Below are 19,956 nucleotides of genomic sequence, written 5' to 3' on the forward strand. Positions count from 1 at the left end.
CGGCCAAGTGGCCATCCTGATCCTCGTGAACACCATGGTGGACACGGTCGTCACGGCACCACTCCTCGTCCTTCCCGAGATGCTCGACCACTTCGGCACCGATCAGTCGGCGTGGATTGACGCCAGCTCGCTGCTGGCGGGAGCGATGTGGGCGCCGCTCCTCGGCAAGAGCGCCGACATCCATGGCAAGCGCAGAGTGCTGGTCATGACGCTGATCACCGCCTTCGCGGGCGCCCTGGTGTGTTTGGTCGCTCCCAACCTCTGGGTGTTCATCCTCGGGCGCCTGCTCCAGGGAGCGGCCGTGGGAGCCGTCTTCCTCACGGTCGCCCTCATCCGTGACATGTGTGCACCGGACATGGCGATGATCGCCACGGGCATCGTGACCTCGGGCTCCGCCCTTCTCAGCATCGTGATGCCCTCGCTCTTCGAATTAACAGCCGCGGAGTTCGGCTGGCGGAGCGTGTTCGTCGCATCGGCGATCTTCGCGGCTGTCGCGGGGATCCTCGTGCGCACCCTCGTCCCCAAGTCCACGATCAGGACACCGGGCAATGTGGACATCGCCGGGGCCCTTCTTCTCGGCGGAGGTCTGGCGGCGGTGCTCAGCTATGTCAGCCTCGGGGCGGAGTTCAGCTGGTTCGCCGCCGGTCCGCTCGCTCTCCTCGTCGGCGGCGCCGCAGCGCTGGCCAGGTGGTTCCTGGTGGCGAGCCGGATTCCCGAGCCCGTGATCGACATCAGGAACCTCGGCAGGCCCCTGGTGCTCACGCTCCTTGTGGTCGTCTTCGGAACCGGCGCGTACCAGAGCATGCTCACGCTCTTCGGCCTCATCGCCAAGGTCTCCCCGGATCAGCAACTCGGGTACGGACTCGCCGCCCCGGGGGCGCTGGGCCTGCTGTACGGCGTACCGGCGATCGGGATCGTGCTCGGCGGCACCCTGGCCGGGGTGCTCGGAACACGCGTCGGCCCGGCCGCGGCCCTCGCTGGTGGAGTGGCACTCGGAACGGTGGGAACCGTCGGGATGTTCTTCGGGGACTCCCTGCTCCCTCTCGCGGTCGTCTGCTCCTTTCTGCTGAGCCTCACAGCGGGAACGCTCGTGACATCCGGCTTCAACATGGCGGGGACGCTCGCACCCCCGGAACGACAGGGCGTCGTGTCCAGCATGGTCATGGTCATGGTGGCAACCGGGGCGGTGATCCTGAAGTTCGTGGGTTCAGCCGTACTCAAGTCCACGAACCTGGTCGTCGACGGAGAAACGGTGAACTCGGCCACTGGGGTCCACGGCTACATCACGATGGCCACCGGCGCGTTCGTGGCCGCCGCCGCGGTGGCTGTCATCCTGCTGCGAACTCACCGCCGTACACACGCAGCGCCCTCGCCGGCCTCCTCGGAATCCATGACTCCCTCCATCTGAGCCGCTGGTGTTCATCCCTCGGACGGCGTCACCTCAGTTCCATGAGGGTGTCGGCGCGGGCGTAGTAGTCGGCCACCGGTAGGCGGTCGCGGGTGATCGTGACGAACCCGGCGTCCTCGTAGAGGTGGATGGCGGGGGCCAGCTTGCTGTTGGTGCCGAGGAACAGCCGGGTCCCGCCGAGTTCACGGGCGCGGTCGATCGCTGCGGTGACAAGTCGGCGGCCGATGCCGCGTCCTTGCGCGGCGGGGGCCACGGCCATCTTCGCCAGCTCGAACACAGCGTCCGGATAGGCCAGCAGCGCGACGCATCCGACTGCGGTGCCGCTGTGCGGCTCGTGAGCCAGGAGCACGTCGCCGCCTGGGCCCACGATGCGGCCGAACGGATCCTCGAGAACGGCCCGGTCCTCTTCCTCCAGGGTGAACAGGCGCGAGATCCATTCCTCGTTCAGCGCCCGGAACGCGGCGGCGTCACTCGGGGAGGTGATCGAGGCGATGGTGGTCGGGGCGGGGGCGAATGGCATCGGGCGGTTTCCTTTCCGGTGGGGTTGCTCACCAGCCTCCGGCCTGCCCACCCATACGTCCAATACATAGAGGAGCTGTCATCAATAAGCTCGGTGTATGGATCGCGCGATCGAGTTTCGTCATCTGAGGTACTTTCTGGCTGTGGCCGAGGAACTCCACTTCGGCCGTGCCGCCCAGCGGCTGCACATCGCTCAGCCGGCCCTGTCTCAGCAGATCAGACAGCTCGAGAAGATCGTCGGTGTCGAATTGTTCCGACGGACGTCCCGAAGTGTCCGCCTCACCGAGGCGGGAGAGGCGTTCCAGCCACGTGCGAGAGACCTTCTGGGTCGTCTGGCGGCCGACCTCGACGAGGCCGGCCGTGTCGGGCGCGGCGAGGCCGGCCGCCTGGATGTCGCCTTCATCACCTCTGCCACGACCATCGTCAGCGAACGGCTCCGCGCGTTCTCGCGCCGTCGTCCGGATGTCCAGGTGAAACTTCATGACGGCTTCACCGTCGACGTGCTGGCGGCCGTGCGACGAGGCACGGCTGACGTCGGGATCGTGCGGGACCCCGAGGAGCGTGATGATATCGACCTGTCGCCGCTGACGACGGAACGGTTCGTCGCCATCGTCCCCGCAGAGCACCCCGCCGCGAGGGGCGACCGTGTGGAGGCGACGGCCCTGGCCGCCGACCCACTCATCCTGTTCCCGCGTTCAGCCGGGGCTCACGCGTTCGACGTGAACACGCGGCCGTTGCGGGATGCGGGCGTCGACGTCCACGTCGCGCAGGAGTTCTCGAACTGGCACACCATCGTCACGTTCGTCGCCGCCGGTCTCGGCGTCAGTATCGCCCCCTACAGCGTCACGACACTGCTCCCCGCTGGCGTCCGGAGGGTCGAACTCGACGGGCCCACTCCCCAAAGCCAGATCTTCATGGCCACCCGCCGCGGAGACGACCGTCCCCTCGTGCGAGCCTTCATCGCGGTGTCCGAGTCATGACCGCCACGCTGTAAGGGTTGAGGGTAATAAGGCCATTACCGCAGTGTGGTCGGCATGACACAACAGACGGCCGGACGTGCCGGATCCCAGGCCGGCGACCCGTGGCGCTATCGCTGGATCGTGCTGGGCATCGCCACCTTCACCCAGGCCGCGTCCGGCTTCTTCGTGGGCGGCATCGGAGCGCTCGGCGTCCACCTTCAGCGGGCCCTGGACCTGAGCACGGCGCAGCTGGGTCTGCTGGTCTCGGCGGCCCAGTTCGTGCCGCTGGCCGGGCTGCTGGTGGCGGGTGAGCTGCTCGACCGCTACAGCGAGCGCTGGGTGGTCGGGATCGGGGCCGGCGTGGTCGCGCTGGGTCTGGGCGCGGGGAGCCTGGCCCCGGGATACGCGGCCCTGCTGGTCGCGCTGGTGGTGGTCGGGGCGGGATACAGCACCGTCCAGCCGGGTGGGAGCAAGTCGGTGGCGTCCTGGTTCGACGCGTCACAGCGGGGCTTCGCGATGGGTGTCCGGCAGGCCGGGCTGCCACTGGGGGCGGCGCTGGCCTCGGCCGTACTCCCGCTCGTCGCCGAGGAGTTCGGCTGGCGGGCGACACTGCTGACCGGCGGCTTCGTCGCGCTGCTCGGGGCCGGGCTCTTCATGGGCTGCTACCGTCGGCCGCCCGCGCTGCCCGGCCCACAGGACAAGGAGCCGTCGGCCCCGCTCGCGGCACAGCTCCGGGCCCGGCTGCGCATGCTCCGTGAACCGTCCGCGGTGAAGATCATGCTGTCGGGGACCAGCCTGATCTCGGTGCAGTGCGGCGTGGGCATCCTGACGGTGCTCCACCTCCACCGGGCGTCATCGGTCGGCGCCGGGCAGGCGGCCCTGATCCTCGTGGCATCCCAGGGCGCGGGCGTCGCGGGCCGGATATGCCTGGCGGCCTGGAGCGACCGGAGCAGGTCAGGACGCTATGCCATCGTGCTGGTCTGCATGGTCGCCGTGGTCGCCGGGCTGGCCGTGCTGATGACACCGGCAGGGCGGGCACCGGTCGTCGCTTCCGGCGTCTTCGTCTGGCTCGGCTTCTTCGGATTCGGCTGGTACGGCCCGTGGGTCGCCTACGTCACCGAAGCGGCCCCACCGGACAGGACGGGCTTCGCCCTGGGACTGGCCATGTCCGTCAACCAGATCGCCATCGTCACGGTGCCGCCCGCGCTCGGCCTGCTGGTCGATCTCACCGGCAGCTTCACACCGGCCTGGGCACTGCTGTCCCTGCTCACCGTCGTCGCCCTGGCGGTCACGGCCGGCGCGGAACGCCGCACCCGCCGACCTGGGCGGACATGATCTGCCCGCTCCGGCGCGCCCAGCGCGGGAAAGAAGCCCTCGGAGCAGTGAGACACCGTACGGCGACGGCCTGGATCACTCCCCACGTGGTGATGCAGGCCGTCGTCACGTTGGGAGCCGGGGCTTCGTTCCCGTGCTGTGCGGCAGGAGTGACGTTAAAACGGATCAGCGGGGCGGGCAACGGTGCACGGTGCGCACCGTGTGCCCGTGATATGTGCACGGTGCACGGTCAGCCCGCCGGGGACAGGCCGGTGATGTGCAGGGCGTGCACCAGGTCGTGGATTCCGGAACCGGTGGTGAGCAGGTCGCGGTTGAGCAGGTGTTCCGCGGCGCGCAGATGGGCCCTGACGGTGTTGCGGCTGAGGCCCAGGTGGCGGGCGGTCCGCTGGGCGTCCGTGTTCGCGTCGATCCAGGCGCACAGGGTGGTGTGCAGGGCGCGGCCGCGGGTGTCCTGGAATGGGCGGAGGAATTCCCGTGCCCATGCGTGCGCGGGCTCGGCGCGGAGCAGTTCGTCCAGGGTGGGCGTCGGCCGCCCGTACTGACCGCCGGATCCGCCGGAACCGCCGAAGCCACCGGACACGTCGTCCGGACGCGGTCCGGACAGGCAGAAGGCCAGGTCGAGGGCAGCCCGGGTGCGAACGTCGCTCAGGTCGAGACCGAGGGTCGTCTCCACCCGTCTGAGGTGGTGGGAGACGGTGTTGCGGCTGATGTCCAGCAGCCGGGCCACGGCGGACCGGGGAAACGTGACGGCGAGCCGGGTGATGTCGAGGGTGACCCTCGGGGTGGACCCGAGCGGCCGCAGGAAGGCGCGGGCCCAGGCGTTCGCATCCTCGTAGGGCAGCAGTGGCACCAGCGGTGTCCGGCCGAGGTAGGCGGCCACCCGCTCGGGCGTCTGGCGCGCCGCGGCAAGGGCGTGGAGGGCCTGCCCGTACGCCTCGGCCGTGGCGCCCAGCGGATACGGGCTGCTGATGCCCAGCGCGTAGTGCGGGTTCTCCCGGACCAGACGGCGCAGCACCGTGCCCTGACCGTGGGCCGTGTCGGTGTCGGTGTCGGTGTCGGTGTCGGTGTCGGCGTCGTCGGCGACGAGGCAGATGAGGTGTTCCTTGAAGGCCGGACAGTGCACCATCAGCCCCGTGCCGTGATAGCCCGCCCCGTCCTGGTGGGTCTGTGCCAGCCGGTCACGGTCCTCGGAGGTGCATTGCAGCAGATAGACGCGCAGCCGCTCGGAGTCCAGCAACGCGGGGACGGCGCCGGTGGTCATCCGTCGGGCCAGCGTGAGATCCCCCGCTAGCAGGGCGCTGAACACGGCGAACCGCAGTTGCTGCGCCTTGTGCTGATAGCCGCGGAAGGTGGTGTCCGCGTCCTGCGCCCGGTCCAGGAGCGCGATGACGCTCCCGGCGTGCGAGACCAGCGACGCCGCGCCGGGTGAGGGCGCCGAGGCGCCCGCCACCACCAGGACCGGGCGTGGTGCGCGGGGGCCGAGTGCCTCCAAACGCACCTGAAGGGCGCCGGCCTCGGTGGCGGCCGCGGCCATCCGCCCGCCGGCCAGCCGCGCGAGGGTGGGTTCGAGCGAGGGCAGTATCTGCCGCGGGAAGCGCGTGGTGGCCGCCTCCACCGCGCCCGCGCTCCCGACCAGCGCGACATCGGCGTCGATCTGCCGACTCAGCCAGTCGAGAACCGCGCGCGGATCCGCCCCGGCTCCCCGGGCCATCTGCCGCCGCACCTCGTGCAGCAACTCATCCAGCCACCCGGCGTGCGCCCGTGCCTCCACAGCAGTGCTCCTCCCTCACCCCCCGTGGTTCGCCACGTCGCGCGGCCCGATCCGCGGCCCGCACACCGCCTACTTTATTGACCGGTTCACGGAGCCTGGGGGAGTGGCGTACACATCAGGCCGGAGGACACGGGGCGACACGAGGATCAGTGCAGGTCGGCCCGTGCGGGGCTGTCATCGAGGAAGCCGCCCACCTGGTGCTGCCACAGCTTCGCGTAGGCGCCGTCGGACGCGAGCAGTTCCTGGTGCGGGCCCTGCTCGACGATCCGTCCGCGGTCGAGGACGACGACCTGGTCCATGGTGGCGATGGTGCTCAGCCGGTGGGCCACCACAAGCGCCGTCCGCCCCTCCATGAGCCGCCACAGAGCCTCCTGGACGAGGATCTCGCTCTCGGAGTCCAGGGCGCTGGTCGCCTCGTCGAGCAGCAGGATCGGCGCGTCGCGCAGGATCGCCCTGGCAAGGGCGACCCGCTGACGCTGTCCGCCGGACAGCTTGACACCGCGCTCGCCCACCATGGTGTCGAAGCCGTCCGGCAGCGCATCGGCGAACTCCGTGACATGCGCCGCCTCGGTCGCGCGGCGGATGTCGGCGTCGGTGGCGTCGGGTCGGGCGAACGCGATGTTGTCCCGCAGTGTGCGGTGGAACATCGCCGGGTCCTGTGGCACGTAGGCGATCAGGCTGCGCAGGTCGGCCTGGCGCAGCCTGCTGATGTCCTGCCCTCCGATCAGGATCCGGCCGGCGTCGATGTCCGTCATCCGCAGCAGCAGTTGGGTGAGCGTGGTCTTGCCCCCGCCGGACCGGCCGACGAGACCGATCTTCGTCCCGCTGGGCACGGCCAGGTCGAGGCCGTCGAACAGTGTCTCCGCGCCCGCGTGTGCGAAGGTCACCTTCTCGAAGCGGACGTCGGCGCCCTCGGCCCGCAGCGGCTCCGGCGACGCCGGGTCGAGCACAGTCGGCGGTGTCAGCAGCAACTCGGTGAACTGCGCGGCCTCCGTCATCGAGCTCTCCAGACTACGGTAGATCTGGTTGAACTCGAACATGATCCGCGTCGCGTTGGAGTAGTACGTGAAGGCGACCACGACCGCTTCCACACTGTGGGTGCCCCCGCCGAGCGCGACCGCGAGCAGCAGGCCCAGCGTGTTGGTCAGCACGGACAGCGGCGCGACCAGCGTGTCGATGCGCAGATTGCCGTAGTCCCAGGACCTCAGCGTGAGTCGCCGCGACTCCGCGACGCGGGACCGGTGCTCCGCGGCCTCCCGTTCCTCGGCGGCGAACGCCCGGACCGTGGCCATGTTCATCAGGCTGTCGGCGACGTGGCCCGCCACCCGGGCGATCGCCTCCTCGCGCTGGTCGACGAGCCGCTGGCGGCGCCGGATGAGGGGCATCGCACACAGCGCCGTCAGTACGATCATCACCAAGAGCCCGACGACGAGCAGCGGTTCATACGTCCAGAGCACGACCGAGGCGAACACCAGCGGCACGAAGTTGGCCACGACCGAGAATGCCAGCGTGTCGATGAACTGTTCGAAGCGGGCGGCGAAGCTCAGGACCCGCTTGGTCAGCGACCCGGCGAAGTTGTCGTGGAAGAACGCCGCGTCCTTGGCGAACAACTCGTCCATACCGATCACGTACAGATGCTCGATGCCGTGCGCGTCAAGGCGGTTCAGGCAGTGAAGGCCGATGCGCCACAGCAACTCCGCCAGCAGTAGGACACTGACGAAGCCGAGTACGTAGGGCAGCGTCGTGCCGGTCGAGACACCGGAGTCGCCGGCGATTCGGCCCACGAGCTTCGCGACGATCAGCGGCCCGATGTAGAAGATGCCGATGTTGCCCAGCGCCGGCAGGAGCATCGCGGGCACCGCCACCCGCCGTAGCCGGGACAACTCGCGTCCGTAGTAACGAAGTGCGAGCATCACCGGGCCCGTGCCCGGCGGGACCTCGCGCGATTCAGGCGATCCCATTCCACCCCTGGGTCTGTCGTATGGCGGCCCGTCATATGTTTCTGCCGGGGCCTGCCGTTTCCTCCCTCGTCCGGGTCGTCCTCCCACAGACGCGACACGGCGACGGAGCCCCCGCGAAGGTCGTGGCAACGTCAAGGTGCGGGTACGGACCGGCCCGAAGGCGCAGTGTCCCGTGACGGCGACCGTGGCGTCCAAGCGTTTTTCTCAGCCATCGCCACCGCCTTGCCATCGACCAGGGCCGCCGTGCCGCCTTGTGTCCCGCGTCGTACAGCTGTCAGGAGTCGGTCGTGGGCACGTGGCGAGCCAACTCGGCGGCCAGGCGTCGCATGACCGTGCCGTTGGCGCGCCGCATCGTGGCCCGTACGGCAGGGGCCAGCAGCCGGTCGGCGAGCGGGGCCCGTGCCCAGGCGTAGGTGAACGAGATGTGGCTCCCGCCGGTTGGCAGCGGCTCGATGGCGTAGGTGCCGTGGGCCAGCCGCCGGCCGCCCGCGCTGACGTTGCGTTCGACGATGCGCCGCGGCGCGTCGGCCTCGACGACCTCGATGCCGACGTCGGTCTTCGTGCCGCCCAGCGCCACGGTGACCGTGGCGCGCGATCCGACGCCGCGGTCGGGGCCGCTGTAGCGATAGTCGGTGAGGTAGTGGTTGGTGAATCGCTCATGGTGAGCCATGACATCGAGGAAGTCGTAGACCTGCTCGGGCGTCTGCGGCACGTCGATCGACACGGTGACGGACTTCATGTACCAGACGGTACATGCTCGATGTACCGATTGGTACACTCGCGACGTGGTGACTACGGACGACGCGCATTCCGACGGCGAGGCCGGGCACGGCACGGACGGGGACCGGCGCACACAACTGGTGGACGCGGCAGTCGACCACGTCGCGGCGCACGGCATCGCGGATCTGAGCCTGCGCCGCCTGGGCGCCGCGATCGGCGTCAGCCACCGCATGCTGATCCACTACTTCGGCTCCAAGGAACAGCTGCTCATCGAGATCGTCCGGGCGTCGGAGCGGCGCCAGCGCGAACTGCTGTCCCGGCTCCGCCTGGAGCCCGGTCTCTCGCCCGCCGATGTCGCGCGGCGGCTGTGGCAGCAGCTGACGGATCCTCGGGTGGCCGGTCAGGAGCGGCTGTTCTTCGAAGTCTGCGGGCACGCGCTCCGGGGCCGGCCCGAGGCCGTCCCGGTGCTCCAAGGGCTCGTGACGGACTGGCTGGAGCCGCTCGAGGCCGCCGAGGTCGGCGCGGGGACGGACCCTGCCCTGGCCCGGAACCGCGCCAGGCTGGGCCTTGCCACCGTCCGCGGTCTGCTGCTCGACCTCCTCGCCACCGGTGACCGCGCCGCTGTCGACGCGGCGATGGAGGAGTTCCTGAGGCTGTTCTACGGCTCGGAGTGATGGATTCGCCGTTTATCGGCGATGGGAGACGATCAGTGCATACTGGGCGTATCCAATGTTCCGCGATTTCCTTTGACTAAAGCTTTGCGGCGCTTCTGCTGACGGCTGGGCCGCCGCCGGTGATGATGATGTCGAATGCAGCGGTGAACGGGGGATGTTTCCAGGTTTTCCTGGGGTGGCGCGGCTTTCGGGCGGGGATTACGCAAAGGCTCGTTCCCTTTCGGTTTGATGTGCCCGAGTTCCACTCGACGTTCCCGGGCGCGGCTGACTACAGGTTGCGGCAGCGACATGGTTGTCAGAGGAAAGGGAAACGCGGACATGAGATGGAACGACCTCTATATCGATGCGTCGGGCGTCCGGCTGGGCCGGAGTGAGGACGTATGGCAGGCCGTGGCCGAAGGGCGTTACGACGCCGATGAATGCAAGGTCGACGACCTGGTGAGCGTCAGCGTCGTGGACGACCTCAGCCAGGCCGACCTGGCCGTGGAGGCGGCACGGCGCGCCCTGAGCCGCAGCACGGCCGCGCACGACGACTTCATGCTCGTCGCACACGTCACCAGTTTTGGATTCCAGGGCCTGGACCACTGGGCGCCCGCCGCGTATATCCAGTCTCGTACCGTCGGTGGCCGGGCCCCGGCGATGAACTTACAGCAGGCGTCCAACGGAGGCATCGGCACGCTCGACCTCGTGGCGGCCTATGTGGCGGCCGGCGGGCCGTCCAGCGCCGCGCTCATCACCACCAGCGACAAATACCAGCTGCCGATGTACGACCGCTACCGCTCGGACAAGAGGGCGCCCCGGGGCGACGGGGCCACGGCGGTGGTGTTGAAGCGCGGCTCGGGTGTGGCCAGGCTCCTGTCCACCGCGGTGATCTGCGACACGACGCACGAGGGCGCGTACCGGGGGACGAGCCCGTGGGCAGCCGCCGCGGGCGAGCACGGGTGGCCGGTCAGCCTGCGGGGGCGCTTCAAGGAATACCTGAGCAGCAGCGACGTGGAGGTCGCCGATACGGCCAGGGCGGGCGCCGCCGGGCAGCAGCGGGTCATGGAGCAGGCGATGGGCGAGGCGGGCATCGGTGTCGAGGACGTCGCCCGGTTCGTGTACCCGCACGCCGGGCGGGCGGTGATCGACTGGGACGAGGTCAAGAAGATCGCCGGCATCGACGTCGAACAGACCAACTGGGAATTCGGCCGCCGCCTCGGCCACCTGGGAGCGGGCGACCAGTTCGCCGGACTCAACCATCTTCTGGAGACCGGGGCCGTCAAACCGGGTGACAAGGTCGTGCTGTCCAGCGTCGGCCACGGGTACACCTTCGGCTGCGCCGTCGTGGAGATCGTGGCGGATCCGGAGTGGCCGCAGGCGAGTAACTGACGGGGCGCCGGCGGGCCGCGCTTGACGCTAGCCTTGCAGCCACTTGCGCGAGAGGGAGACCCGTTGTGTCCACGTTCGTTGTGTTCGACCTTGAATTCACCACATGGCACGGGGCACTCGAGCAGGACTGGGGAGCGCCGGGACAGCTTCGTGAGATTGTGCAGATCGGTGCGCTGCGCCTGCGTGAGGACTTTTCCGTCGCCGAGGAGTACGAGGCAGTCGTGCGGCCTGTGGTCAATCCGCAGCTGTCCCCCTACTTCATCGAGTTGACCGGAATCGAGCAGGAGACGGTGGACCGGGAAGGGGTCTCCGCGGCAGAGGCACTCGGCGACTTCCTCGGATTCTGCCGGGGGCAGTCGGTGCTTTCCTACGGCAACGACATGGTGGTTCTCGGGGAGAACGTGGGCTGGGCGCGAGCCCGAGGGGAAGACGTCAAGCACGGGTTTCTCGCCGCCCATTTCCTGAATATTCGTCCCTGGTTGAACGCCGTCGCGCCGGAGACGGAGAACAGCAACGTCGGCCGCCTGTGGCAGGTGCTCGGCCTTCCCAGGCCCGCGGCAGGGAAGGAGCATTCGGCGCTCTTCGACTGCTATTCCTTCGCCGCTGCCATCAAGCATCTGTGCGGCACCGGGGCGGTCCTGCCCGTGGGCGGCATCCGGCGCTAACACCGGATGGCCGTGTGGTTCCTCTGGAAGGCATCCACCCGCAGGTCCCGGGTGCGGGACAGATGACCGATCATCGCCGTGCGCGCGGTTTCCGCGTCGCCTCGGCGGATGGCGTCGAGGATCGCGACGTGTTCCTCCTGCCCCGCGCGGAGGGCCTGGTCCAGGTGGTCGACCTGCGTCATCTGCGGGTTGTAGATCTGCTGGAGCACGCCGAGTCCGTCGAGCAGCCGGGACATCGTGCCGTTGTGCGCCGCGGCGCGCAGGGCCTGGTGCCACTCGGTGTTGAGCTCGGCGTGCTTCTCCTGGTCCGCACAGTGTTCGGCTTCGGCGGTGATGTGCTCCAGGGCGGCCAGGTCACGACGGGACGCCTGTTCCGCGGCCGCCGCGGCGCAGGCGGACTCGAGGGTGATCCGGACGTCGTAGATCTCGCGGATCTCCTCCGGGGTCCGCGTCTTGACGACGTAGCCGCGTATCTCGCGGTTGATCAGCTCCTCCTGGGCCAGCCGGGCGAGCGCTTCCCGCACGGGGGTGCGGGAGACGCCGAGCTTCTTCGCCAGGGCCGTCTCCAGGAGGACGGCCCCTGGCGGGAGTTCACCGCCGACGATCATGGCGCGGATGGATTCGTACTGCACGGCGGCGGAGTCGTAGACGCTCATGTGAAGGTCACCGGTCCACGAGGGGTGTCAACGGTGAGGGACAGCCTCAAGGGGCCCGAGCTCAGCGGCAGACTGGTGCCGAGGGCGAGGATGAGGGCACGGACCCCGTCCGGATCCGGGGTGCGGGCGGACAGGTCCAGCAGCGGGGTCTGCGGGAGGCCGGCCTGGGTGGGGTGGGCCGATCCGGTCCAGTCGATGAGGAACGGGACCAGCCCGGAGGGGTGCGCGGTGTCGAAGGAGGTCAGTCGCCACGTCAGGAGGGTGCCGTCCGGGCGGCGGCGGCTCATCGGGAGTACCGGTCCCGGGTCGTAGCCGACCGCGTGGGCATCGGCCACGGCCCGATCCAGGTCGGGCGGGCTGATGGCCCAGGTCACCATCCTGGGACCGGTCAGCCGGTCGATGCCGAAGGGGCGGGGCCGCGGGGGCTCGGGCTGATCCGCGTCCGGGCCGATGATCTCCAGATAACCCGAACCGCCCAGCGACACCAGGTAGTTGCGGGTGCCCCGGTCCGGGTGGGCGCCGCCGGGGGCGGGCCGCACGCCGGTGCGCCGGGCGAAGTCGGCGACCGTCGCCTCGAGATCGGGCGTGGCGAGGACGACGTGGTCGAGGGATCCGGGATGGGCGTTCATCCCGGGAGACTACGTACACGCGTGTATACGTTCAAGCCTTGACGTGCGGAAAGGGCGCGGCTACGGTCGGAGCCCATCGAGTCCGAGCGTCTGACGGGAGGGAGTTGCCGTGAAGCCTGAGTCCGCTGTGTACGGCACCCCCGTCCGCCTCGTCGGCTTCGCCCGCGCCCTGCGTCGCCACATCGACCTGCTGCGCGTCTCCGGCACGCTCTGTCGCATCTGACCTCGGCCGGGTCCGCCCCCGCGAGGGATCGGTAGTCTCCGATCCTCGTCCGCGGCCTTGTCCGCCTCTTACGGGTCTCTGACCCGCCATGTGGCGTTTTTTCGCCTTTCTTCTCCCTCTTCATTCTCTTCCGGCCGACCGCTGCCGTGTGCGCCCGCATGTCCGGGCGGCTACCTCGCGATGCCATGTCCTCACCAGGAGTACGACCGTGATATCCAGCAAGAGACGCCTGCTCATCGGGGCCCTGACGACCACCTCCCTGCTGGCCCTGTCGGCGTGCGGCGAAGGCTCCGGCACGTCGGCGGACAGCACCGGCCCCGTCTACTTCGGGGTTTCGGCTCCCGTCACCGGCCAGTACGCCGAGTACGGGAAGTTCTACAAGCAGGGCTTCGACCTCGCGCTCGACCAGATCAACGCCGACGGCGGCATCAACGGCCGCAAGGTGAAGCTGAAGTGGGAGGACAGCCAGTCCGACCCCAAGCAGTCCGTGCCGATCGCCCAGAAGTTCGTCAACGACAGAAACATCATCGCGGAGCTCGGCGACTTCTCCAGCCCCGCCTCGATGGCCGCCTCGCCGGTCTACGAGCGGAACAAGCTGGTTCAGTACGGCTTCACCAACTCCTCGCCGAAGTTCACCCTCGGCGGGCAGTACATGTGGAGCCCGGGCATCTCGCAGGCCACCGCCGAGGTCCAGCAGACCGATGAACTGGCGAAGTTCGGCAAGAAGATCGCGGTGGTCTACCAGAACACCGACTGGGGCAAGCAGGTCTTCGAGATCTTCCAGGAGCGGGCGGAGAAGCTCGGGCTGACGGTCACCTACAGCGCCCCCTACCTGCCCTCCACCACCGACTTCCGGCCGCTGCTGATCAAGGCCCGCGACTCCGAGCCCGATCTGGTCTACGACATCGGCTACGACAACGACGCGGCGGCGATCCTCACCCAGGCGCCCAAGGCGGGGGTCACCGCCAAGATCTTCACCGAGCAGCTGACGGCCACCGGCATCAAGCTCGCGGGGAAGGACGCCGAGGGAGCGCTCACCACGGCCACCTGGTTCCCCAACTCCACCGAGCCCCGGGTCAAGGCGTTCACCAAGGCGTTCAAGGCGAAGTACGGGCACGTCCCGGGCGCGTTCGAGGTGTACGCGTACGACGCGCTGACCCAGTTGGTCCACGCGGCCAAGAAGGGCGGCGCCACCCGGCAGGGCGTGTACCAGGGGCTGAAGAACTCGGCCGATCTGCCGAGCGTGCAGTACGGAAAGTTCCGCTTCCAGTCCGACCGCCGTCCTGCCGACCCGCCGACCCCCGTCGCCGTGATCGTCAAGAACGGCGAGCAGGTCCCGGCCGAGGGATGACGGCCGAACCATGATCGACACACTCCTCGCCGGGATCATCCACGGCAACACCTATGCGCTCGTCGCGATCGGACTCTCGCTGATCTTCGGCGTATCCAATGTGGTCAACTTCGCCCAGGGGTCGGTCTTCGCGGTCGGCACCATGTCCGGCTGGTGGCTCATCGCCGAGCAGCACTGGCCGCTCTGGGCGGCGATCGCCGGCGTCTGCGCCTTCACCGCCGTCCTGGGCCTGGCCGTCAACCTGCTCGCGGTCCGGCCGCTGGCCAAGGTTCCGCCCATCGCTGCGCTGCTGGCCACGTACGCGGTGTCGGTGGTCCTGGACAACCTCTCCCAGGTGGTGTTCGGCCCCGACACCCGGCGGTTCCCGCAGGCCCTGGACACCCTCAACTTCCATGTGGGGGGCTTCCGCTTCGGCACCCTCGACGTGGTGATGTTCGCGGTGAGCGTCGGCTGCATCCTGCTGCTCGGCGGCTTTCTGAAGTTCACGAAGTACGGGCAGGCCATCCGCGCCACCGCCCAGGACTCCGACGCGGCGCTCCAGATGGGCGTGCCCGTCGGCAGGGTGCGGAACCTGTCGTTCATGCTCGCCTCGGCGCTCGGCGGCCTGGCCGGTGTCCTGGTCGGCATGTACAACAGCAACGTCTCGCCCAGCGCCGGTACGGCCGCGGGGCTGACCGCCTTCACCGCCGCCACCCTGGGCGGCCTCGGCAATCTGCCCGGAGCCGTGCTCGGGGGACTGGCGCTGGGCATCGTCGAGGCCTTCGGCATCTCCTACTGGGGCGCCGGTGTCGACAACCTCATCATCTTCGGGGTCCTGTTGCTCGTGCTCTGGGTCCGGCCCGGGGGACTGCTGGGCAAGGTGCCGCTGATCTCCGCGGAGCCGCTGACGGGCACGTTCCTCGGCGGCGGCCGGCCCTTCCGGCTGCGGTGGTGGCACGCCCTGGCCCTGGTCGGGGTCGCCGCCGGCGTCGTGCCATGGGTGGCGGACGACTACCAGCTCACGACCGGCACCCAGGTGCTGATCTTCGCGATCCTGGCGCTCTCCCTCACCCTCGTCTCCGGTTCGGCGGCCCAGGTCTCCCTCGGCCAGGCCGGGCCCATGGCGGTGGGCGCCTACACCTCGGCGCTGCTCGCCGGCGAACACGGCTGGCCCTTCCTGGCCGCCCTGTTCGCCGCCGGACTGGCCGCCGCGGTCGTCGGCACCCTGCTGATGTCCCCGACGTGGCGGCTCAGCGGCCACTACGTGTCCATCGCCACCCTCGGCATCGGCGCCGTGACCGTGGCCGCGATCCTCAACCTCGACTGGCTGACGCACGGCCCGCTGGGCATCACGGCGATCCCGCCGCCCAGCCTCTTCGGCCACCAGATCATCACGCCCACGGACACCTATCTCCTCGACCTGACCGTGCTGCTGGTCGCGCTCGGCCTCGTCGTCCGGCTTCAGAAGTCCTTCCTCGGCACCATCTGGTCGGCGGTCGGCGCGGACGAGACGGCGCTCAGCGCCTCGGGCCTGCGCCCGGCCGACTACAAGGCGCTCGCGTACGCCGTCGGCGCCTTCGTCGCCGGGCTCGCCGGAAGCCTGCTGGCCCACCAGTACAGCTATCTGGACCCGACGATGTTCGGCCCGGACCTGTCCATGCTCGCCCTGACCATCATCGTGCTCGGCGGGATGAACAGCCCGTTCGGCGCCGTGCTGGGCGCGGTGGTCCTCGTGGGCGCCCCCGAGGTCCTGCGGATGGCGCAGGACGCCAGACTTCTGACCTACGGAGTGCTCTTGCTGCTGCTCATCCGGTTCCGGCCGCAGGGCCTGTGGGCGAGGCGGGCATGACGGCCGAACACCCTCCCCTCCCCGCGCCCGTGCTCGAGGTCGCCGGCCTCGCCCGCTCCTTCGGCGCCGTACGTGCCGTGAACGGCGTCTCGTTCCAGGTCCGGCAGGGCGAGGTGGTCAGCGTCATCGGCCCCAACGGCTCCGGCAAGACCACCACGCTCAACCTGCTCGGCGGGCTGCTCACCCCCGACAGCGGCGAGATCCGGCTGCACGGCCGCCGCATCGAGCGGCTGCCCGCCGAGCGCAGGGCGGAACTGGGCATCGCCCGCACCTTCCAGAACGGCCGGGTCTTCGCGAGCCTGCCCGTCGCGGACAACGTCAACGTCGGCCAGTACGCCAAGCTGACGCGCACCCGGCCCTTCGCCCGGCTGCGCCATCTGCCCGTGCTGCGCTGGATCCCCCTGCTCGCCGAGCTGCTGCTGGCCCTCGTACAACCCCCGGCCGTGCGACGCGAACGGTCCGAGGCCGCGGCGCGGACCGAGGCACAGCTCGCCCGCTTCGGGACCCGGCTGCTCCCCCGCGCCGACCACCGCGCACACACCCTGTCGTACGCCAACCGTCGGCGCACCGAGATCGCCCGCGCACTCGCCCTCGAACCGACGCTGCTGCTCCTCGACGAGCCGACGGCCGGGATGAACCAGACCGAGACGGCCGAAGTGCTCGACCAGCTCCTGGAGTTGAAGGCCGAAGGACAGACGATCGTGCTGGTCGAGCACAAGATCGACCTGGTGATGACGGTCTCCGACCGGGTGATCGTGATGGACGAAGGACAGGCGATCGCCGCCGGGACACCCGCGGAGGTTCGCGACGACGAGCGGGTCGTCGAGGCCTACCTCGGCCGCCGCCGTGCGCGACACGAGGAGGCGACCCGATGATGGTGCCGACGCCCGCCACGGCCCCGCCGCTGCTGGAACTCAGGAACATAGACGTCTTCTACGGCCCCTCACAGGCCCTGGCCCAGGTGTCCCTGGAGGTCGGACCCGGCGAGATCGTGTCCCTGCTCGGCGGCAACGCCTCCGGCAAGTCGACCACCATGAAGACCGTCCTCGGCCTGCTGCGCCCGGCCGCCGGACACGTCCTGCTGGACGGCGAGCGGATCGACACCCTGCCTCCCCGGGCCCGGGTGCGCCGCGGCATCGCCTCCGTCCCCGAGGCCCGACGGGTCTTCACCGGTATGACGGTCGAGGAGAACCTGCACCTCGGCGCCTTCACCCGCAGGGGACGCGGCGAGATCCGCGAGGACATCGAGCGGCTCTACACGTCCTTTCCGCGCCTCGCCGAACGCCGCACCCAGCACGCCGGCACCCTCAGCGGCGGCGAACAGCAGATGCTGGCCTTCGCCCGGGCGCTCATGAGCAGACCGCGACTGATCTGCATGGACGAACCCACGATGGGTCTGTCCCCGCTCTTCGTCGACCGGGTGCTGGACATGATCGCCGACATCAACCACACGCTGGGCGTCGCGGTGCTCATCGTCGAGCAGAACGCCGAACTGGCCCTGTCCATCGCCTCCCGCGGCTATGTGCTGCGCACCGGATCGATCGTGCTGCACGGGCGGGCGGGCGCGCTGCTCGACGACCCGTCGGTCCGCGAGTCCTACCTCGGAAAGGCCACCTGATGCCGCTACGAAACCCCTTCCGGCTGGGCGTCTTCACCCGCCTGGTCGACGACATCCCGCCCGCCGAGCTGTACGCACGGGCCCTGGAGCTGTTCACCGCCGCCGAGGAACTCGGCTTCGACACCGGCTGGGTCGCCCAGCACCATCTGCACGACCAGGGCGGGCTGCCGTCGCCGCTGGTCTTCCTGACGGCCGCCGCGGCCCGCACGACCCGGCTGCGGCTCGGCACCGGGATCATCACCCTGCCCCTGGAGAGCCCGTTCCGGCTCGCCGAGGACGCGGCCGTGCTCGACGCGCTCAGCGGCGGACGGCTGGAACTCGGCTTCGGCACGGGCGGCGGCGACCTCGTGTTCTCCGTCTTCGGCCGACGGGCCGAGGACCGCCGCGACACCTACGAACAGGCCCTGAAGGCGGTGCGCGACGCGCTGTCCGGCAAGGAGCCCGTGCCCGGCGCCCCGCCCCTCTTCCCACCCGCCGACACCCTGGGCGACCGGCTCTGGGAGGCCACTTTCGGCGTGGCGGGGGCGGTCCGGGCCGCGCGGAACGGCAGTGGTCTGCTGCTCGCCCGTACCGCGCTCAGCCCGGTGCCGGACGGCCGGCCGGAGCCGCCCCGCGTACCGCTCGGCACCGCTCAACACCCCCTGGCCTCGGCCTACCTGGAGCACTGGGAGCGGCCGGATGCCACTCCCCGGATCGGCCTGTCCCGGTCGGTGTACGTGGCGCCGAGCCGCGCGGAGGCGCTGGCGGACGCCGAGGACGGCTTCCGCCGGTTCGCCGCGACGGCGGGGGAGACCGCGGCCCGCCGCACCCAGGACGACGCCCATGTCGGCAGCCCCCAGGACGTCATCGCCTCGCTCGGCGCCGACCGGCTGCTCCCGCTGGCCAGTGACCTGATCATCCAGGTCCACTCGATCGACCCGTCGCACGAGAAGACGCTCCGGTCGCTGGAGCTGATCGCCACCGAGGTCGCCCCGGCGCTGGGCTGGCGGCCCGGCCGTGACGACGGGCTCCGCGCCGGCCCGGAAACCGCCCCCGAGCGCGGCGCCACCACAACCCGTTCCCGCCCCGAGGAAGGCCACCCACAATGACCACCCCATCCGGCACACCCACCGATCTGATCGGCACACTGCTCGCCATCGCCCCCGGCTCACCGCTGGCGCGGCTGCGCGCCCGCCGACCGGAGGCGACCCGGCACACGCAGGGCAGCTACGACGCGCTGTTCGCACCCGCGGCCCCCGCCACCTCCGTGACCACCACCGAGCGGTTCGCGGCCGCGCTGCGGGTGGCACGGCTGCACGGCGACCAGGTCCTGGCCGAGCACTACACCGGGCAGCTGCTCGGCGCGGGCGGTGCCGACGGTGTGACGAAGGAGCTGGTGGCGGCCGTCGAGGACGTCCGACCGCTGCGCCCCGCCACCGAACCGTCCGCCCCCGACCCGCTGGCTGTATACGGCCGGTTGCGCGCCATCCTCGCCCACACCGACCTGCTGGTCCTGCGCCCCGCGGCGGCCACCCCCGCCGACCTGGACGCCCTGGCCGAGGCCGGGCTCGACGCGGCAGCGATCATCACGGTGTCGCAGCTCGTCGCGTACGTCAGCTTCCAGGTCCGGCTGCTCGCCGGCCTGGCGCTGATCCGCGGGGACGAGCGGCCCGCGCCGGGCCCCGCGCGCGGTCCGCTGGACGCGCCCCGGACCGGATTCACCCAGGAACAGCTGGGCTGGACGCCCTGGCTTGAGCCCGTCGCGGTCGAGGATGTGACGGACGAGCAGCGCGCGGTCCTGCCAGGACAGCGGCTCCAGTCCCCGTACTTCCGGCTGCTCGCCCTGGACCCGGCGGTGCTCGGTGAGCGCACCGCCACCGACAACGGCATCTTCTACACCCGGGGCGGACTGCCCCGACAGGAGCGCGAACTCGCCGCCACCGTGACCTCGCGGGTGAACGGCTGCGTGTTCTGCGCCTCGGTGCACAGCCGCTTCGCCTCGCAGCTCAGCAAGCGGGACGAGGATGTCCAGCGGTTGCTCGACGAAGGCGTGGACACCCCGCTGGACGACCGCTGGCGCGCCATCACGGACCTCGCTGCCGCACTGACCACGACACCGCCGACGGCCGACCACACCCACATCGCCGCCCTGCGCGAACTCGGCCTCGACGACCCGGACATCCTCGACGCCACCCAGGCCGCCGCGTTCTTCGCCTGGGCCAACCGCCTGATGCTCACCCTCGGCGACCCCGAACCGCCCGCGCAGCCCTGAACCGAAAGAGGTACGGA

The 19,956-nt window shown here is 70.1% G+C and carries 18 protein-coding genes; 12 read left to right on the forward strand and 6 right to left on the reverse strand.

Annotation, left to right across the window (positions count from 1 at the left end; genetic code table 11):
* Positions 1–34 precede the first annotated feature (34 nt).
* Positions 35–1,408 carry an MFS transporter gene (locus ABTY62_RS00785; protein WP_352127451.1) on the forward strand — a complete coding sequence of 458 codons (1,374 nt, stop codon included), beginning with the start codon at positions 35–37 and terminating at the stop codon, positions 1,406–1,408.
* A gap of 28 nt (positions 1,409–1,436) precedes the next feature.
* On the opposite strand, the gene ABTY62_RS00790 is transcribed toward ABTY62_RS00785, so the two are convergent.
* Positions 1,437–1,928 carry a GNAT family N-acetyltransferase gene (locus tag ABTY62_RS00790; RefSeq protein WP_352127150.1) on the reverse strand — a complete coding sequence of 164 codons (492 nt, stop codon included), beginning with the start codon at positions 1,926–1,928 and terminating at the stop codon, positions 1,437–1,439.
* 97 nt (positions 1,929–2,025) lie between these two features.
* Between ABTY62_RS00790 and ABTY62_RS00795 the strand changes: the two genes are divergently transcribed.
* A complete protein-coding gene (locus ABTY62_RS00795) occupies positions 2,026–2,907 on the forward strand; it encodes a LysR family transcriptional regulator (protein WP_352127151.1) in 882 nt (293 codons plus the stop codon).
* A gap of 54 nt (positions 2,908–2,961) precedes the next feature.
* Positions 2,962–4,221, forward strand: a complete 1,260-nt coding sequence (locus ABTY62_RS00800) for an MFS transporter (RefSeq protein WP_352127152.1) — start codon at positions 2,962–2,964, stop codon at positions 4,219–4,221.
* Positions 4,222–4,450: 229 nt separating this feature from the next.
* On the opposite strand, the gene ABTY62_RS00805 is transcribed toward ABTY62_RS00800, so the two are convergent.
* The 3 genes from ABTY62_RS00805 to ABTY62_RS00815 all read right to left on the reverse strand — a co-directional run bounded on the left by ABTY62_RS00805 (position 4,451) and on the right by ABTY62_RS00815 (position 8,692).
* Complete coding sequence (locus ABTY62_RS00805) at positions 4,451–5,992, reverse strand: helix-turn-helix domain-containing protein (protein ID WP_352127153.1); 1,542 nt, start codon at positions 5,990–5,992, stop codon at positions 4,451–4,453.
* A gap of 146 nt (positions 5,993–6,138) precedes the next feature.
* Complete coding sequence (locus ABTY62_RS00810; RefSeq protein WP_502997377.1) at positions 6,139–7,905, reverse strand: ABC transporter ATP-binding protein; 1,767 nt, start codon at positions 7,903–7,905, stop codon at positions 6,139–6,141.
* Between the two features lie 322 nt (positions 7,906–8,227).
* The gene (locus ABTY62_RS00815) at positions 8,228–8,692 is read right to left on the reverse strand and encodes an SRPBCC family protein (protein WP_352127155.1); all 465 of its coding nucleotides are present in this window, start codon (positions 8,690–8,692) and stop codon (positions 8,228–8,230) included.
* Positions 8,693–8,738: 46 nt separating this feature from the next.
* Here ABTY62_RS00815 and ABTY62_RS00820 point away from each other — a divergent pair, with 46 nt between their 5' ends.
* The 3 genes from ABTY62_RS00820 to ABTY62_RS00830 all read left to right on the forward strand — a co-directional run bounded on the left by ABTY62_RS00820 (position 8,739) and on the right by ABTY62_RS00830 (position 11,383).
* Positions 8,739–9,347 carry a TetR/AcrR family transcriptional regulator gene (locus ABTY62_RS00820; protein WP_352127156.1) on the forward strand — a complete coding sequence of 203 codons (609 nt, stop codon included), beginning with the start codon at positions 8,739–8,741 and terminating at the stop codon, positions 9,345–9,347.
* A gap of 318 nt (positions 9,348–9,665) precedes the next feature.
* Positions 9,666–10,718, forward strand: coding sequence for a ketoacyl-ACP synthase III family protein (locus ABTY62_RS00825; RefSeq protein WP_352127157.1), 1,053 nt, complete (start codon positions 9,666–9,668; stop codon positions 10,716–10,718).
* Between the two features lie 65 nt (positions 10,719–10,783).
* A complete protein-coding gene (locus tag ABTY62_RS00830; RefSeq protein ID WP_352127158.1) occupies positions 10,784–11,383 on the forward strand; it encodes an exonuclease domain-containing protein in 600 nt (199 codons plus the stop codon).
* Here the strand turns inward: ABTY62_RS00830 and ABTY62_RS00835 are convergent.
* Positions 11,380–12,039 carry a GntR family transcriptional regulator gene (locus tag ABTY62_RS00835; protein WP_352127159.1) on the reverse strand — a complete coding sequence of 220 codons (660 nt, stop codon included), beginning with the start codon at positions 12,037–12,039 and terminating at the stop codon, positions 11,380–11,382. The genes ABTY62_RS00830 and ABTY62_RS00835 overlap by 4 nt on opposite strands.
* Positions 12,036–12,668 (reverse strand): VOC family protein, encoded by a 633-nt coding sequence (locus ABTY62_RS00840; protein ID WP_352127160.1) that lies wholly within the window; start codon positions 12,666–12,668, stop codon positions 12,036–12,038. The genes ABTY62_RS00835 and ABTY62_RS00840 overlap by 4 nt, the downstream gene beginning before the upstream one ends.
* 431 nt (positions 12,669–13,099) lie before the next feature.
* Here ABTY62_RS00840 and ABTY62_RS00845 point away from each other — a divergent pair, with 431 nt between their 5' ends.
* Genes ABTY62_RS00845 through ABTY62_RS00870 form a run of 6 tightly spaced genes read left to right on the forward strand, consistent with a single transcriptional unit; the run spans position 13,100 to position 19,939 of the window.
* Positions 13,100–14,242, forward strand: coding sequence for an ABC transporter substrate-binding protein (locus tag ABTY62_RS00845; protein WP_352127161.1), 1,143 nt, complete (start codon positions 13,100–13,102; stop codon positions 14,240–14,242).
* Between the two features lie 10 nt (positions 14,243–14,252).
* On the forward strand, positions 14,253–16,070 hold the full coding sequence (locus ABTY62_RS00850; RefSeq protein WP_352127162.1) for an ABC transporter permease: 1,818 nt from the start codon (positions 14,253–14,255) through the stop codon (positions 16,068–16,070).
* A complete protein-coding gene (locus ABTY62_RS00855) occupies positions 16,067–16,945 on the forward strand; it encodes an ABC transporter ATP-binding protein (protein WP_352127163.1) in 879 nt (292 codons plus the stop codon). The genes ABTY62_RS00850 and ABTY62_RS00855 overlap by 4 nt, the downstream gene beginning before the upstream one ends.
* Positions 16,942–17,688 carry an ABC transporter ATP-binding protein gene (locus ABTY62_RS00860; RefSeq protein ID WP_352127164.1) on the forward strand — a complete coding sequence of 249 codons (747 nt, stop codon included), beginning with the start codon at positions 16,942–16,944 and terminating at the stop codon, positions 17,686–17,688. The genes ABTY62_RS00855 and ABTY62_RS00860 overlap by 4 nt, the downstream gene beginning before the upstream one ends.
* A complete protein-coding gene (locus ABTY62_RS00865; RefSeq protein ID WP_352127165.1) occupies positions 17,688–18,776 on the forward strand; it encodes an LLM class flavin-dependent oxidoreductase in 1,089 nt (362 codons plus the stop codon). Before ABTY62_RS00860 ends, ABTY62_RS00865 begins: the two co-directional genes overlap by 1 nt.
* Positions 18,773–19,939 carry an alkylhydroperoxidase domain protein gene (locus tag ABTY62_RS00870; protein WP_352127166.1) on the forward strand — a complete coding sequence of 389 codons (1,167 nt, stop codon included), beginning with the start codon at positions 18,773–18,775 and terminating at the stop codon, positions 19,937–19,939. Before ABTY62_RS00865 ends, ABTY62_RS00870 begins: the two co-directional genes overlap by 4 nt.
* Positions 19,940–19,956: the final 17 nt, after the last annotated feature.

This window comes from Streptomyces sp. NPDC097640, from assembly GCF_040302705.1.
GTDB lineage: Bacteria > Actinomycetota > Actinomycetes > Streptomycetales > Streptomycetaceae > Streptomyces.